Origin of the sequence: Bradyrhizobium zhanjiangense (genome assembly GCF_004114935.1) — a bacterium.
Lineage (GTDB): Bacteria > Pseudomonadota > Alphaproteobacteria > Rhizobiales > Xanthobacteraceae > Bradyrhizobium > Bradyrhizobium zhanjiangense.
Genome location: NZ_CP022221.1, coordinates 6,460,054 through 6,474,248 on the forward strand (window position 1 = coordinate 6,460,054; position 14,195 = coordinate 6,474,248).

A 14,195-nucleotide genomic window follows, 5' to 3' on the forward strand; every position below is an offset into this window, starting at 1 on the left:
CGCGTTGGGCAGACGGAGGGTTCTTTCGTCCAGTGGCTTGGTATTTCGGCGAGGGCTTGAGACTGGGAACCAGCTTGCGGCGTAATCGTACCGATTTACGCATCACCCATTGTCGCGTTTGCCACGCCCCGAAATTGGAACCCCTTATGATGTTACCCATACCCATTTTGCAATTGTATGCGCGTGGCGCTCGGATCTAATTGAATGATCCTGCAACAGCAGAATTCGCCCCGCGTCGCATGTGCTTGGAGTTTCATTTTTGCGGTTAAGAGCTTTCGCATCTGAATTGGATTTCGAGGCGAAAAGCATATGCCAATTCAAACAAAGTTTGAGGTTGTCGCCATATGCCGCTCGAAATGCGATGGGGCGGATGGTTCGCATCGGGCTGCAGCGATGCTTGTAAGCGGAGTTGGTAACCGGCTTCTGGCAGCACTGCCGACCGCGGACCTCGATCTTCTGTCACCCGACCTGCAGACGGTTACTCTCGATCGGGAAGAAGTCGTCTCGCGGATGGGGGACCACACCGAGCACGTTCTCTTCCCTCATAGTGGCGCCGTTTCGGTGATGGTCGATATGGCGAATGGGCAGACGGTCGCCAGCGCCGCAATAGGGTGCGAGGGGGCAGTGGGCACTCTTTCCGTTCTGGGGCCGTCCCCTGCGGCCGTTACGGCTATCGTTCGTGCCGAGGGGACGGCCTCGCGGATCCCGGCAGCGCGTTTCCATGCCGCTTTCAGCCGGAGTCCTGCGATCCGGCACGTAGTCCAGCTTCACTTCAAGGCGATGCTGATACAGTTTCAATTGGGCGGGGCTTGCAATGCACTGCATCCGGTCCAAGCCCGCATGGCACGCTGGCTGCTTCAACTTCACGACCGCATCAACCACGACGTCCTGCCTCTCACCCAGGACGCGCTTTCGCAGATGTTGGGTGTGCGACGAACGACGGTGACGCTCCTGATGCGCAATCTGCGCGCTTCCGGAGCGATCAGATCTGAGCGGCGAGGTGAAATCGAGATCGACTCATCGCGGCTCGCTGCGGTGGCGTGCGAATGCCGCGACACCATGCGGCTCGAACTCGAGAACATCTTCTCTGTGGGTGCAGCGGCATCTACTCGCGTTTTCGATCTGCCGATCCAGTAAATGAAACGGGCGATGCTAGCCGTTTCGGCGCGTCCGGGTAAAGCCGGCGAGCACGATGCGCGAATAGCATCGCCGGATGCGCATCCTTCTGACCGGGCTGCGGCCCAATGCGGTGAGGATCTCCCACCCCAACGTCCGTAACGGGTCAAAAGCGCTGGTCAATGACCCGCCGGCCCAGCAATTCAAGCGCTGAAGCGGTCCATATCGGATGCGCTATTCGAACACTGCGCGTTGAGGTCGGCTATGGGTCCAAAAGCAGCAGTTAACGCAGCTACCGTATGAGGATCTCCGGCAGAGAGTCGAGATGGCAGCCGCTGCTGCGGCGTTCGGCTCGGGGGCATGAGCCGACGCAGTCCATTTGAGCAACGAGCCTTTCACTTCGGCTGAAATCGATCAGATGAAAGAATGATGCGGCGTTGGGACAGCGTGACTGTCGGATCACATCGCTTGCGCGAATAGAAGTTTGAGCATTGAATCAGCGCGGATACCAAGTGATTTCTCGTATGCCTGCCGCTCTCGCAAGATGAAGCGATGCAGAGATTCGCCTAGGCTTCGGGCGCGTGATGGCTTCATGCGTAGCTGAACCGGAGAGGTGTACGCCTAGTCGGTCCTGCCAACTGATTGGGAGTAGCCACACGCGTCTCATGCGCGCCTAGCACGGTCGACGGCCAACAAACGGGGAGGAGAACAATGAGCACCTGGCTTAGTGAGCGAGAACAGCGTCTCGTCGCGGGCGCGGAGGCGGCATCGGCGGCAACGCCTATCCCGACCCAGATTGTCTCCAATGGCGAGTATCTCCCGCCCCCGCAGAGCGATACGCAAAAGAAGGTCGAGGCACGGATCAACGAGCTTGCTGATGTTAACGGCAGGCACCTCGGCTTGAGCCGCAGGCAGTTCTTGCACACGGGCTGCGGCATGGCGGCAGCGTTCCTCGCCATGAACGACATCTACGGCAATGTTTTCCAGGTTGCGCCCGCTGAAGCCCGCGAGCCCGAGCTGATGCTGGCCCGCGCGCAGAGCCTTGCAGGCCAATTCATCTTCGACGTCCAGACTCATTTCGTGCGGGACGACTTCGACCATAAGGAGCTGTTGGGGCTGGCGGACTTTGCGAGCCAGCACTGGAATCCGAAGATGAAGGAGGAAGGCGTCTCTTCGCTCGCCCGCTACAAGTTCCAGAACTATGTGAAAGAGATCTACTACGACAGCGACACCAACATGGCGCTCCTGAGCGGCGCGCCCTTCGACGACCCGAGTTGGTGGCTGCTGTCCAATGAGCAGATCGTCAAGGCGCGAGAACTGATCAACGACTTCGCCGGTTCACGCCGCCTGCTGGCGCATAGCGTCATCACCCCCAAGCAACCCGGCTGGATGGACGAGGTGGACAAGGCAATCGAGGTCTACAAACCGGATTCCTGGAAGTCCTACACGATTGGCGATCCGCTGGCGCCCTCGAAGTTCCCATGGCGGCTTGACGACGAGCAGGTGATGTATCCGTTCTACGAGAAAGCAGTGAAGGCCGGCATCAACACGCTGTGTATCCACAAGGGGTTGCTGCCGCCCGATTATGAGAAATCGTTCGCCGGCGTCTGGGAATACGCAACGGCGTGGGACATCGGAAAAGCCGCGAAGGATTGGCCGCAGATGAACTTCGTGATCTATCACTCGGCGCTGCGGCCGTTCCTCGAGCTACCCGATCACGCGTGGGCGGATTTCGAGCAGACCGGCCGTATCCAGTGGGCCACCGATCTCGCGGAAGTCCCGCAGAAGTTCGGTGTCGCCAACGTCTATGCCGAGCTCGGCACGTCCTTTGCCAACTCGGCGGTGGCGCATCCGAAGTTCTGCGCCGCGCTGATCGGCACGCTGATAAAGGGGATGGGTGTTGACCACGTCATGTGGGGCACCGACTCGGTCTGGTACGGCTCACCACAGTGGCAGATCGAGGCGCTCCGCCGGCTCGAAATCCCCGAGGATATGCAAAAGAAGTACGGCTTTGCGGCGCTTGGCGATGCCAACAGCGCTACCAAGCAGCTGATCTTCGCGGGCAACGCAACCAGATTCTACAAGATCAAGCTGAAATCGGCCGAGAATACCAGGATGCCGGCCTTTTCCGAGGACCGCCTCGCGGCGCTCAAGAACGAGTACACGCAAGCTTCGAAGCAACCGTCGAACCTGCGCTACGGCTACGTTCGCGCCGCCTAGGACCGATGCCAACAGCGTGGGCAAGCTCCGCCGGCAATGGATGCGCGGCCAAATCCGACTTCGGCTCAGGGTCACCAATGCTTTGGCCGATCAGAGATTTCCGCTCGGCCCTCAGGAGCCGACATTACTTTATGAGGACACGCCCTAACTAATCCTCATTCGCCTTGAATCGCCCGAGCCCCTTCAACACGAAGGGCGCCAGCAGCGCGATCAGCGCCACACCAAGCAGGGTCGCCGAGATCGGGCTCTGAACCAGCGCCATGGGATCGCCGAGACTGATCGCGAGCGCCCTGCGCAATTGGCTCTCGGCGATCGGGCCGAGGATCAGGCCGACGACGACGGGCGCGATCGGAAAATCGAACCGGCGCATCAGGAAGCCCAGCACGCCGAAGCCGGCCAGCATCGACAATTCGACCACCGACGGCTTTGCCGCGATGGTGCCCATGGTCGCGAACACGAGGATGCCGGCATAGAGCCACGGCTGCGGGATCGCGAGCAGCCGCACCCACAGGCCGACCAGCGGCAGATTCAGCACAAGCAGCATCGCGTTGGCGATGAACAGGCTGGCAATCAGGCCCCACACCAGGTCCGGCCGCTCCGCGAACAGCAGCGGCCCCGGGTTGAGGCCGTATTGCTGGAAACCCGCCAGCATCATCGCGGCCGTCGCAGACGTCGGCAGCCCGAGCGTGAGCAGCGGCACCAGCGTGCCGGCGGCGGAGGCATTGTTCGCGGCTTCCGGTCCCGCGACGCCTTCGATCGCGCCCTTACCGAACTCTTCCGGATGTTTCGTGAGCCGCTTCTCAGTCGAATAGGACAGGAAGGTCGGAATTTCCGCGCCGCCTGCGGGCAGCGCGCCGATCGGGAAGCCGAACATGGTGCCGCGCAGCCACGCTTTCCACGAGCGCTTCCAATCCTGCTTCGTCATCCACAGCGAGCCGCGCACCGGCTCGAGCTTCTCCTCGGTGTGGTGGCGGCGCGATGCGACGTAGAGCGCCTCGCCCACCGCGAACAGGCCGACCGCAAGCGTCGTCACCTCGACGCCATCGAGCAATTCAGGCACGCCGAACGCAAGCCGCGCCTGCCCGGTCAGCTTGTCGATGCCGACCAGACCGAGCGTCAGGCCGATGAACAGGCTGGTCAGGCCTCGGACCGGGGAATCGCCGAAGGTCGCCGACACCGTGACGAAGGCGACGCACATCAGCGCGAAGTAATCCTCCGGGCCAAAACGCACGGCGAAATCGACCAGCCACGGCGCGAGGAACGCCAGCCCGATGGTGGCGATGGTGCCGGCGACGAAAGAGCCGATCGCGGAGGTCGCAAGCGCCGGCCCGCCGCGGCCGGCCTTGGCCATCTTGTTGCCTTCGAGCGCGGTCGCCATCGAGGCGCTCTCGCCGGGTGTGTTGATGAGGATCGCGGTGGTCGAGCCGCCATACATGCCGCCATAGTAGATGCCGGCGAACATGATCAGCGAGCCGCCGGGGTCGAGCTTGTAGGTCACCGGCAGCAGCAGCGCGACCGTCAGCGCCGGGCCGATGCCGGGCAGCACGCCCACGGCCGTGCCGAGGAAGACGCCGATCAGCGCATAAAGCAAATTCATCGGCTGGACGGCAACCGCCATGCCATGCGCCAGCGCGGCGAAGGTATCCATCACAGCAGTCGCTCCAGGGGGCCGGCAGGAAGGCTCAGCGTCAGCAGCCGGTCGAACGCGAGATAAATGAGGGTCGACATCACGAGAGCGATGATGGAATCGACGAGGATGGCACGGCGTCCAAACGCCGCCGAGGTCGTCACGAACAGCGCCGAGGTCGCCAGGATGAAGCCGCCGCCGAAGCCGATGATGGCGATCAGAAGCGCAAGGCCAATGAGGATCAAGACCACCGGCACGGGATCGGAGCTCTCGCGCGCCGGCAAATTACCGCGCAGCGCGTCGATGAAATTGCCGATCGCAAGCAGCCCAAGGCCGGAGGCGACCACAACCGGCATCGCCTCGGGCCCCATCCCGTACATCGCGGCGGATTGCAGGCCGCGCGCATCCCAGACCAGGACAGCGGCGAGCACCGCAAGCAATGCAGCGATGACGAGGCCGGCGCGGTCGACGCGCCGCGGCGGCTGGACGGGATCGCCTGAGGTCATGACTTGACGAGGCCGACCGATTTCAGCACGTCGGTGACGCGCACCGTTTCCTTTTTCAGGAAGTCGGCAAAGGCATCACCGCCGAGATAGGCATCCTCCCAGCCCTTCTGCTTGAGGATCTCCTTCCAGGCGTCCGACTTCACCATCTTCTCGACCGCATCGCTCAAGGTCTTGCGCTGCTCCGGCGTGATGCCGGGAGGTGCGACCACCGAGCGCCAGTTTGCGATCACGAGGTCGATGCCCTGCTCCTTGAAGGTCGGGATGTCGCTGCCGGCGATGCGCTTCTCCGAGGTCACGCCGATCGCGCGCAGCTTGCCGGATTTGATCTGCCCTTCATATTCGCTCAGCCCCGAAATGCCCGCGGTGACCTTGCCGCCGAGAATGGCGGCGAGCGACTCGCCACCGCCGGAGAACGGGATGTAGTTGATCTTCTTCGCGTCGGCGCCGACGGCGCCAGCGAACAGCGCCGCCATGACATGGTCGACGCCGCCGGCCGAGCCGCCGGCAAAGGTCACCTTGGCGATATCGGCCTTCACCGCAGCGGCCAGATCCTGCCCGGTCTTGATCGGCGAATTCGCGGGCACCACGATCACCTGGATCTCCTCGGTGAGGCGCGCGATCGGCGTCACCTGGTCCAGTGTGACCGGCGACTTGTTCATGGCGAGCGCGCCTACCATGACGAAGCCGTTGACCATCATTTGGTTGCCGTCGCCCTTGGCCCCGTTGACGAACTGCGCGATGCCGACGCTGCCGCCCGCGCCGGGAACGTTGGTGACCTGCACGCTGCGGGCGACGCCCGAGGCCACCAGCGCCTGCTGCATCGAGCGCGCGGTCTGGTCCCAGCCCCCGCCCGGTGCCGCCGGCGCCATCAGCTTGAGCTCGAGCTGTTGCGCAAAAGCCGGATTGGCTGCCGCCAGGGTCAGCGCGACGGCTGCGCCGACAAGGCGCGCGGGGAATTGAAACATGGGGGCATCTCCAGGCTCGTGCGGACGTTTGCCGCATTGTGTCGTTTGGTCGCATATCAGCCAAAACGGCCGATGCTGTCCAGTGACATCCCCCGGTAGTCCCGTTATCGGGGCGTCGGCACCACCCCGCCGAGCGCAGCCGTCAGTTCGGCGGCGACATCCCGCACGATTTGCCCGATTTCCGGCAACCTCTGGTCGGTCAACCGGCTGGTCATGCCGGAGACCGAAATCGCTGCGAGCGGCTCGGTGCAGTCATTGTAGACGACCGCGGCAACACAGCGCAGGCCCATGGACGCCTCTTCGTCGTCGAGCGCGTAGCCCTGTTTGCGGATCTTTTCGAGCTCTTTGAACAGGTCGCTCGGCCGCACGATCGATTTTTCGGTCAGGCGGGGCATGCCGTGGTGGCGGATGACGGCGCCGACGTCCTCGTCGGAATAGGTCGCGAGTACCGCCTTGCCGACGCCGGAGGTCACCATGGGGACGCGGCCGCCGACCTGGGTCAGCGAGCGCATGATCTCGCGGCTCTCCATGCGGGTCAGCACGATGATGAATTCGTCGTCGACGACGGCGAGATTGGCGGTCTCGCGGGTGAGATCGCGCAGCCTGCGCAAGTAAGGGATCGCTTGCGTGGAGAAATTACGCCGCCGCGCGAAGCTCGCGCCGACCGTGAAACTGCGCACGCCGACATGCCATTTAGACTCGGCGCGGTCGAACTGCACGAAACGTCGGCTTTCCAGCGTCGCCAGCAGGCGGTGCACGGTGGAGGCCGACAGACCGGTACGGATCGCGAGATCGCTGAGGCGATAGCCTTCGTCGTCCTCGGCCAGCGTTTCAAGGATCGACAGCGCGCGGTTGACGGACTGCACGCCACCGTCGCGGCCCTCATGATCGACCTCTGCGGTCGATTTGGGCTCGAGTGATTTGCGCCGGATCACGTTCTTGCTCATCGCGACCTGCATTTGCCAATCAGACAAGACGCGAGCCGCCTCTTCTCCCTCGCCCCGTTCTTACGGGGAGAGGGTCGGGGTGAGGGGCTATCTCCGCAAATTCGGTGAGAGATGGACTCGCGGAAGCTCCCCCTCACCCAATTCGAGCCTTGCTCGAATTCGGCCTCTCCCCGCAGGCGGGGAGAGGCGAAGACAGCGTTAGAGCAGCCCTGCCCCGCGCGCCCACTTGTACTTGGCGCCCAGCACCTCGACCGGCAGCTCGGTCGAATAGGCGTAGGCCGGGATGCCGTGCTGGTAGAGATATTCGGCGGCTTCCTCGACTTCGACGTCGCCGGCGAGCGAGGCGACCATGGGCTTCACAAAACCCTTGGCCTCCATCTCCTTCTTTACCTCGACCATGTTGCGGGCGAACACCATCGGCGGGGTGACGATGGTGTGCCAATAGCCGAGGATCAGCGCGTGGATGCGCTCATCCGACAGGCCGAGCTTGACCGTGTTGACATAGGTGATCGGCGGCTCGCCGCCGGTGATATCCACAGGATTTCCGGCCGCGCCGAACGGCGGGATGAACTTGCGGAAGGCCGCATCGAGGTCCGGCGGCATCGACATCAGCGACAGGCCGTTGTCGACGCAGGAGTCCGACAGCAGCACGCCCGAGCCGCCCGCGCCGGTGATAATGAGCACGTTCTCACCCTTCGGCGTCGGCAGCACCGGCACGCCGCGGGCGAATTCGAGCAGCTGGCGCAGCGAGCGGGCGCGGATCACACCGGACTGCTTGAACACGTCCTCGTAGATCCGGTCGTTACCGGCGAGCGCGCCGGTGTGCGAGGAGGCCGCCTTCGCGCCGGCCGAGGTGCGGCCGGCCTTGAGCACGACGACCGGCTTCTTCTTGGAGACGCGTTTGGCGGCTTCCGCGAAGGCGCGGCCGTCCTTGAGGTCTTCGCAGTGCTGCGCGATCAAATTGGTGTTCGGATCCTGCTCGAAGAAGGCGAGCAGATCATCCTCGTCGATATCCGACTTGTTGCCGAGGCCGACGATCGCCGAGACGCCCATCTTGGCCGAGCGCGAGAAGCCGATGATCGCCATGCCGATGCCGCCCGACTGCGACGACAGCGCCGCGTGCCCCTTGACGTCATAGGCGGTGCAGAAGGTCGCGCAGAGATTGGCCGGCGTATAATAGAAGCCGTAGATGTTCGGCCCCATCAGGCGGATGTCGTACTTCTTGCCGACTTCGACGATCTCGGCCTGGAGCTCGGGCGCGCCGGCCTCCGCAAAGCCCGACGGGATCAGCACCGCGCCCGGGATTTTCTTCTCGCCGCATTCGGTCAGTGCAGCGGCGACGAATTTCGCGGGGATCGCGAACACCGCGACGTCGATCACGCCCGGCACGTCCTTGACGCTCTTGTAGGCCTTGTAGCCGAGGATCTCGGCGGCCTTGGGATGGATCGGAATGATCTCGCCCTTGTAGCCGCCATTGATGAGGTTCTTCATCACGGAGTTGCCGATCTTGCCGTCCTCGGCGGAGGCGCCGATCACGGCGACCGCCTTCGGCTGCATGATGCGGTTCATCGCCGCGACGATCTCTTCGGTCGGGCGCGGCTTCGGCTTGGGCACATAAGCGAAGTCGACGACGATGCGGACGTCAGCGGCGGTTGCGCCCTTCGGGGTCGCGAACACCGGGTTGAGGTCGAGCTCGACGATTTCAGGGAAGTCGGTGACGAGCTGCGAGACCTTGACGATGACGTCGGCGAGCGCCGTGCGGTTCACCGGCTCGCTGCCGCGGACACCCTTCAGGATCTCATGCGCCTGGATGCCGTCGAGCATCGACAGCGCGTCTTCCTTGGTCGCGGGCGCGAGGCGGAAGGTGATGTCCTTCAAGACTTCGACCAGCACGCCGCCGAGGCCGAAGGCGACCAGCTTGCCGAACGAGCCGTCAGTGATCGAGCCAACGATGACTTCGGTCCCGCCGGCCAGCATCTGCTGCACCTGGACGCCTTCGATCTTGGCGTCCGACTTGTATTTCTTGGCGTTGCCGAGAATGGTCTCGTAGGCCTTTTCGGCCTCCTCGGCCGTCTTGAGGCCGACGATGACGCCGCCGGCTTCCGTCTTGTGGAGAATGTCCGGCGAGACGATCTTCATCACGACTGGGAAGCCCATCGCGGCAGCCATCTTGCCGGCTTCGCCCGCCGACTTGGCCACGCCCTCCTTCGGCACCGGAATGCCGTAGGCATCGCAGACCAGCTTGCCTTCCGGCGCCGTCAGGCTGGTGCGGTTGTCCGCCTTGACCTGGTCAAGCACCTTGCGGACGGCATCTTTGGAATTGGACATGTGGGTTCTCCCTTGACCTCAGTTCGTTCTTTGCAAAGCGCGCGCGTGGTTAGCGGCTGCCCGTGATGCTTGCCATTCGCCGCGCTCTGTTCCATGCGGCGGAACGGAGTGGCATAAGCCCTGAGACTACTCCGCCGGCTTGGATCAAAAATGGCTGGCGATGGCATTTGGTATGCCAGAAGCCAACTTGTCAAGCCAGTGCACAGCTTAGAACGCCGCAAAAAATAGCCAGCTTGACATTCTGGCATGTGGTATGCCAAAAACTTTCCCGTAAATATTCCTGTAAAAGACGACTCCCACTGGAGGAGATTCGTCGTGTCACAACGGAAACCAACCAAGGCGTTGCCGAACATGGCCGAGGCAGACATCGCAATCGTTCGTATTGCCCCGGAGAGCAGCTTCAAGAACAAGGCGTATGACGCCTTGAAGGAAGCCATCCTCAAGATGGACATCTACTCGACGCCCGAGCCGGTGATGCTCGACGAGCGCGCGTTGTCCGAACGGCTGGGCGTCAGCCGCACCCCGATCCGCGAAGCGATCGCGATGCTTGAGCAGGACGGATTCGTGAAGACGGTGCCGCGCCGCGGCATCATGGTGGTGCGCAGGACCAAGAGCGAGATCGTCGACATGATCCGCGCCTGGGCGGCGCTGGAGAGCATGGCCGCACGCCTCATCACCACCACCGCGCGCAAGAAAGACATCACGGCGCTGCGCGACTTCTTCAAGGACTTCGGCAAGGACCGCCTGCCCGAGGATCACGTCGAGGAATATTCGCGCGCCAACATCGCCTTCCACCAGGCGCTGATCTCGCTGTCGGAATCCCCCGTGCTGGTCGATCTCACCAACGACCTGTTGCTGCACGTGCGCGGCTACCGGCAGTTGACCATCGGCCGCAAGGACCGCACCGCGACCTCCCTGCCCGAGCATCTCGGCATCATCGAAGCGCTGGAAGCGCGCGACACCGAGCTCGCCGAGAAGCGCGCCCGCGACCACACCCTTGGCCTTGCCGCTTATGTCGAAGCGCATGGCCAGGAACTATTCACTTAGCAACCTTCACCAGAAGGGCGAACAACTCGCCCCACTACCTTGAGACCAGGGAGACAAGGCCCATGCTGAATACCGCGACCAAGTCCGAAGCACCGGGCACCGAGCAGGAACTGACGGATGGCTTCCATCTCGTCATCGACGCGCTCAAGCTGAACGGCATCAACACGATCTACAATGTGCCGGGCATCCCGATCACGGATTTGGGCCGCATGGCGCAGGCCGCCGGTATTCGCGTGATCTCCTTCCGCCACGAGCAGAACGCCGGTTACGCCGCAGGCATCGCCGGCTACCTCACCAAGAAGCCCGGCGTCTGCCTTACCGTCTCCGCGCCGGGCTTCCTCAACGGTCTCACCGCGCTCGCGCACGCCACCACCAACTGCTACCCGATGATCCTGATCTCGGGCTCCTCCGAGCGCGAGATCGTCGACCTCCAGCAGGGCGACTACGAGGAGATGGACCAGCTCGCGATCGCAAAGCCGTTGTGCAAGGCGGCCTATCGCGTGCTGCACGCCCAGGACATCGGCATCGGCTTTGCCCGAGCCATCCGCGCCGCAGTCTCGGGCCGTCCGGGCGGCGTCTATCTCGATCTGCCGGCAAAGCTGTTCGGACAGGTGATGAACGCCGATGCCGGCCAGAAGTCGCTGGTCAAGGTGATCGACGCGGCGCCCGCGCAGATCCCCTCGCCCGCTTCGGTCAAGCGCGCGCTCGACGTGCTGAAGAGCGCCAAGCGTCCGCTCATCATCCTCGGCAAGGGCGCGGCCTACGCGCAGGCCGATGAAGAAATCAAAAACTTCGTCGAGAAGAGCGGCGTGCCCTTCCTGCCCATGAGCATGGCCAAGGGCCTCCTCCCCGACACGCATCCGCAATGCGCCGGCGCGGCCCGATCGACGGTGCTGAAGGAGTCCGATGTCGTCATGCTGATCGGCGCGCGGCTGAATTGGCTGCTCTCGCACGGCAAGGGCAAGAGCTGGGGCGAAGCGCCGAAGAAGTTCATCCAGGTCGACATCGAGCCGAAGGAAATGGACTCCAACGTCGAGATCGTCGCACCCGTCGTCGGCGACATTGGCTCGGTCGTCTCCGCCTTCAATCAGGCGATGGGCTCGAGCTGGACCGCTCCGCCCGCCGAATGGACCAAGGCGATTACGTCCAAGCGCGAAGAGAACGTCGCCAAGATGGCGCCGAAGCTCATGAACAACAAGTCGCCGATGGACTATCACGGCGCGCTCGGCGTGCTGAAGAACGTCATCAAGGATCACCCCGAGGCGATCCTCGTCAACGAGGGCGCCAACACGCTCGACCTCGCCCGCGGCGTTATCGACATGTACCGCCCGCGCAAGCGTCTCGACGTCGGCACCTGGGGCGTGATGGGCATCGGCATGGGCCAGGCGATCGCGGCCGCACTCGAGACCGGTCATCCCGTGCTCGCAGTGGAAGGCGACAGCGCGTTCGGCTTCTCCGGCATGGAGATCGAGACCATCTGCCGCTACAACCTGCCGATCTGCGTCGTCATCTTCAACAATGACGGCATCTATCGCGGCACCGACGTCAACGGCGCCAACTCGGACCCGGCGACGACGGTATTCGTCAAGGGCGCGCGCTACGACAAGATGATGGAAGCCTTCGGCGGCGTCGGCGTCAACGCGACCTCGCCGGATGAACTGAAGCGCGCGGTCAACGAGGCGATGACCTCCGGCAAGCCGACGCTCATCAACGCCGTGATCGATCCGGCCGCAGGCTCGGAGAGCGGCCGCATCGGCAACCTCAATCCGCAGAGCGTTCTGCAGAAGAAGAAGTAACTCCGGGTCAATCCCCGCCCAGGCGGGGAATCCAGTATTCGCCGGACCACCCATTGTGGCGAGCACTGAGCCGAACCGAAACGACAGCGAATACTGGATGCCCGCCTTCGCGGGCATGACGGAAACAGAGTGGTAACAGGAGCAATACGATGACTAAAGCGCTCAAGGGCGTTCGCATTCTCGACTTCACCCACGTCCAGTCCGGACCGACCTGCACGCAGCTGCTGGCCTGGTTCGGCGCCGACGTGATCAAGGTGGAACGTCCGGGCGTCGGTGACATCACCCGCGGTCAGCTGCAGGACATCCCGAACGTGGACAGCCTGTATTTCACCATGCTCAACCACAACAAGCGCTCGATCACGCTCGACACCAAGAACCCCAAGGGCAAGGAAGTCCTCACCGAGCTGATCAAGAAGTGCGACGTGCTGGTGGAAAACTTCGGCCCCGGCGTGCTCGACCGCATGGGCTTCCCCTGGGAGAAGATCCAGGCGATCAACCCCAAGATGATCGTTGCCTCGATCAAGGGCTTCGGCCCCGGCCCCTACGAAGACTGCAAGGTCTATGAGAACGTCGCCCAGTGCACCGGCGGCGCCGCCTCCACCACCGGCTTCCGCGACGGTCTGCCGCTCGTCACCGGCGCGCAGATCGGCGACAGCGGCACCGGCCTGCACCTGGCGCTCGGCATCGTCACCGCGCTCTACCAGCGCACGCATTCCGGCAAGGGCCAGAAGGTCACCGCCGCGATGCAGGACGGCGTGCTCAACCTCGCCCGCGTCAAGCTGCGCGACCAGCAGCGCCTCGCCCACGGCCCGCTCAAGGAATACAGCCAGTTCGGCGAAGGCATTCCGTTCGGCGATGCCGTGCCGCGCGCCGGCAACGATTCCGGCGGTGGCCAGCCCGGCCGCATCCTGAAGTGCAAGGGCTGGGAGACCGATCCCAACGCCTACATCTACTTCATCACCCAGGCCCCGGTCTGGGAGAAGATCTGCGACGTGATCGGCGAACCCACCTGGAAGACCGATCCGAACTACGCCAAGCCCCCGGCCCGCCTGCCGCGCCTCAACGAGATCTTCGCGCGCATCGAACAGTGGACGATGACCAAGACCAAGTTCGAGGCGATGGAAATCCTCAACAAGGACGACATCCCCTGCGGCCCGATCCTGTCGATGAAGGAGATCGCCGAGGACCAGTCGCTGCGCGCGACCGGCACCGTTGTCGAGGTCGATCACCCGACCCGCGGCAAGTACATCTCGGTCGGCAACCCGATCAAGCTGTCGGATAGCCCGAGCGACGTGCAGCGCTCCCCGCTGCTCGGCGAGCACACCGACGAGATCCTGCGCTCGGTGCTCGGCTTCAGCGACCACCAGGTCGCCGAGATCCACAAGTCCGGCGCACTCGATCCGCCGCAGAAGCAGGCCGCGGAGTAAGTGAAAGCACTCTGACGCGAGAGGGCCGCCCGAAGGGGCGGCTCTTTTTGCATGAGAACACCTGCCGTCAGAGGGCCCCAACTAAAAAGTCGAAAAACAACCCCATGCACAGTAGCTAACTCCTTGGGCTAAAAGGGATTACTGATTTTACGAAATTCTCTTTGACGCGTCGGGCAAAACAGGGGTATTGTGCCAAGGTCCAAAGATACGGATGCC

The 14,195-nt window shown here is 63.3% G+C and carries 10 protein-coding genes; 5 read left to right on the forward strand and 5 right to left on the reverse strand.

What is annotated here, in order from left to right; all coding sequences use genetic code 11:
- Window positions 1-393: 393 nt before the first annotated feature.
- On the forward strand, window positions 394-1,137 hold the full coding sequence (locus XH85_RS31090; RefSeq protein ID WP_128937488.1) for a Crp/Fnr family transcriptional regulator: 744 nt from the start codon (window positions 394-396) through the stop codon (window positions 1,135-1,137).
- Window positions 1,138-1,827: 690 nt separating this feature from the next.
- Window positions 1,828-3,336, forward strand: a complete 1,509-nt coding sequence (locus XH85_RS31095; RefSeq protein WP_128934894.1) for an amidohydrolase family protein — start codon at window positions 1,828-1,830, stop codon at window positions 3,334-3,336.
- Window positions 3,337-3,484: 148 nt separating this feature from the next.
- On the opposite strand, the gene XH85_RS31100 is transcribed toward XH85_RS31095, so the two are convergent.
- From XH85_RS31100 to XH85_RS31120, 5 genes are all read right to left on the reverse strand, one after another.
- On the reverse strand, window positions 3,485-4,984 hold the full coding sequence (locus XH85_RS31100) for a tripartite tricarboxylate transporter permease (RefSeq protein WP_128934895.1): 1,500 nt from the start codon (window positions 4,982-4,984) through the stop codon (window positions 3,485-3,487).
- The gene (locus XH85_RS31105) at window positions 4,984-5,469 is read right to left on the reverse strand and encodes a tripartite tricarboxylate transporter TctB family protein (RefSeq protein WP_128934896.1); all 486 of its coding nucleotides are present in this window, start codon (window positions 5,467-5,469) and stop codon (window positions 4,984-4,986) included. Before XH85_RS31105 ends, XH85_RS31100 begins: the two co-directional genes overlap by 1 nt.
- Window positions 5,466-6,434, reverse strand: a complete 969-nt coding sequence (locus XH85_RS31110) for a Bug family tripartite tricarboxylate transporter substrate binding protein (RefSeq protein ID WP_128934897.1) — start codon at window positions 6,432-6,434, stop codon at window positions 5,466-5,468. Before XH85_RS31110 ends, XH85_RS31105 begins: the two co-directional genes overlap by 4 nt.
- A gap of 104 nt (window positions 6,435-6,538) precedes the next feature.
- Window positions 6,539-7,381: an IclR family transcriptional regulator gene (locus tag XH85_RS31115; protein ID WP_164939991.1), complete on the reverse strand. Its 843-nt coding sequence runs from the start codon at window positions 7,379-7,381 to the stop codon at window positions 6,539-6,541.
- A 198-nt stretch (window positions 7,382-7,579) separates the two neighbouring features.
- Window positions 7,580-9,709 (reverse strand): acetate--CoA ligase family protein, encoded by a 2,130-nt coding sequence (locus tag XH85_RS31120; protein WP_128934898.1) that lies wholly within the window; start codon window positions 9,707-9,709, stop codon window positions 7,580-7,582.
- 351 nt (window positions 9,710-10,060) lie between these two features.
- Between XH85_RS31120 and XH85_RS31125 the strand changes: the two genes are divergently transcribed.
- The 3 genes from XH85_RS31125 (at window position 10,061) to frc (ending at window position 13,979) form a co-directional block, all read left to right on the forward strand.
- Entirely contained in the window at window positions 10,061-10,756 is a 696-nt protein-coding gene (locus tag XH85_RS31125; protein WP_162250091.1) for a GntR family transcriptional regulator, read from the forward strand.
- Window positions 10,757-10,818: 62 nt separating this feature from the next.
- On the forward strand, window positions 10,819-12,552 hold the full coding sequence (gene oxc / locus XH85_RS31130; protein ID WP_128934899.1) for an oxalyl-CoA decarboxylase: 1,734 nt from the start codon (window positions 10,819-10,821) through the stop codon (window positions 12,550-12,552).
- 149 nt (window positions 12,553-12,701) lie between these two features.
- Window positions 12,702-13,979 carry a formyl-CoA transferase gene (frc, locus tag XH85_RS31135; protein WP_128934900.1) on the forward strand — a complete coding sequence of 426 codons (1,278 nt, stop codon included), beginning with the start codon at window positions 12,702-12,704 and terminating at the stop codon, window positions 13,977-13,979.
- Window positions 13,980-14,195: the final 216 nt, after the last annotated feature.

What these genes read in the sequence shown, in the direction of transcription:
- XH85_RS31090 (WP_128937488.1), top strand. Translation starts at nt 394, where the DNA reads ATGCTTGTAAGCGGAGTTGGTAACCGGCTTCTGGCAGCACTGCCGACC.
- XH85_RS31095 (WP_128934894.1), top strand. Translation starts at nt 1,828, where the DNA reads ATGAGCACCTGGCTTAGTGAGCGAGAACAGCGTCTCGTCGCGGGCGCG.
- XH85_RS31100 (WP_128934895.1), bottom strand. Translation starts at nt 4,984, where the DNA reads ATGGATACCTTCGCCGCGCTGGCGCATGGCATGGCGGTTGCCGTCCAG.
- XH85_RS31105 (WP_128934896.1), bottom strand. Translation starts at nt 5,469, where the DNA reads ATGACCTCAGGCGATCCCGTCCAGCCGCCGCGGCGCGTCGACCGCGCC.
- XH85_RS31110 (WP_128934897.1), bottom strand. Translation starts at nt 6,434, where the DNA reads ATGTTTCAATTCCCCGCGCGCCTTGTCGGCGCAGCCGTCGCGCTGACC.
- XH85_RS31115 (WP_164939991.1), bottom strand. Translation starts at nt 7,381, where the DNA reads ATGAGCAAGAACGTGATCCGGCGCAAATCACTCGAGCCCAAATCGACC.
- XH85_RS31120 (WP_128934898.1), bottom strand. Translation starts at nt 9,709, where the DNA reads ATGTCCAATTCCAAAGATGCCGTCCGCAAGGTGCTTGACCAGGTCAAG.
- XH85_RS31125 (WP_162250091.1), top strand. Translation starts at nt 10,061, where the DNA reads ATGGCCGAGGCAGACATCGCAATCGTTCGTATTGCCCCGGAGAGCAGC.
- oxc (WP_128934899.1), top strand. Translation starts at nt 10,819, where the DNA reads ATGCTGAATACCGCGACCAAGTCCGAAGCACCGGGCACCGAGCAGGAA.
- frc (WP_128934900.1), top strand. Translation starts at nt 12,702, where the DNA reads ATGACTAAAGCGCTCAAGGGCGTTCGCATTCTCGACTTCACCCACGTC.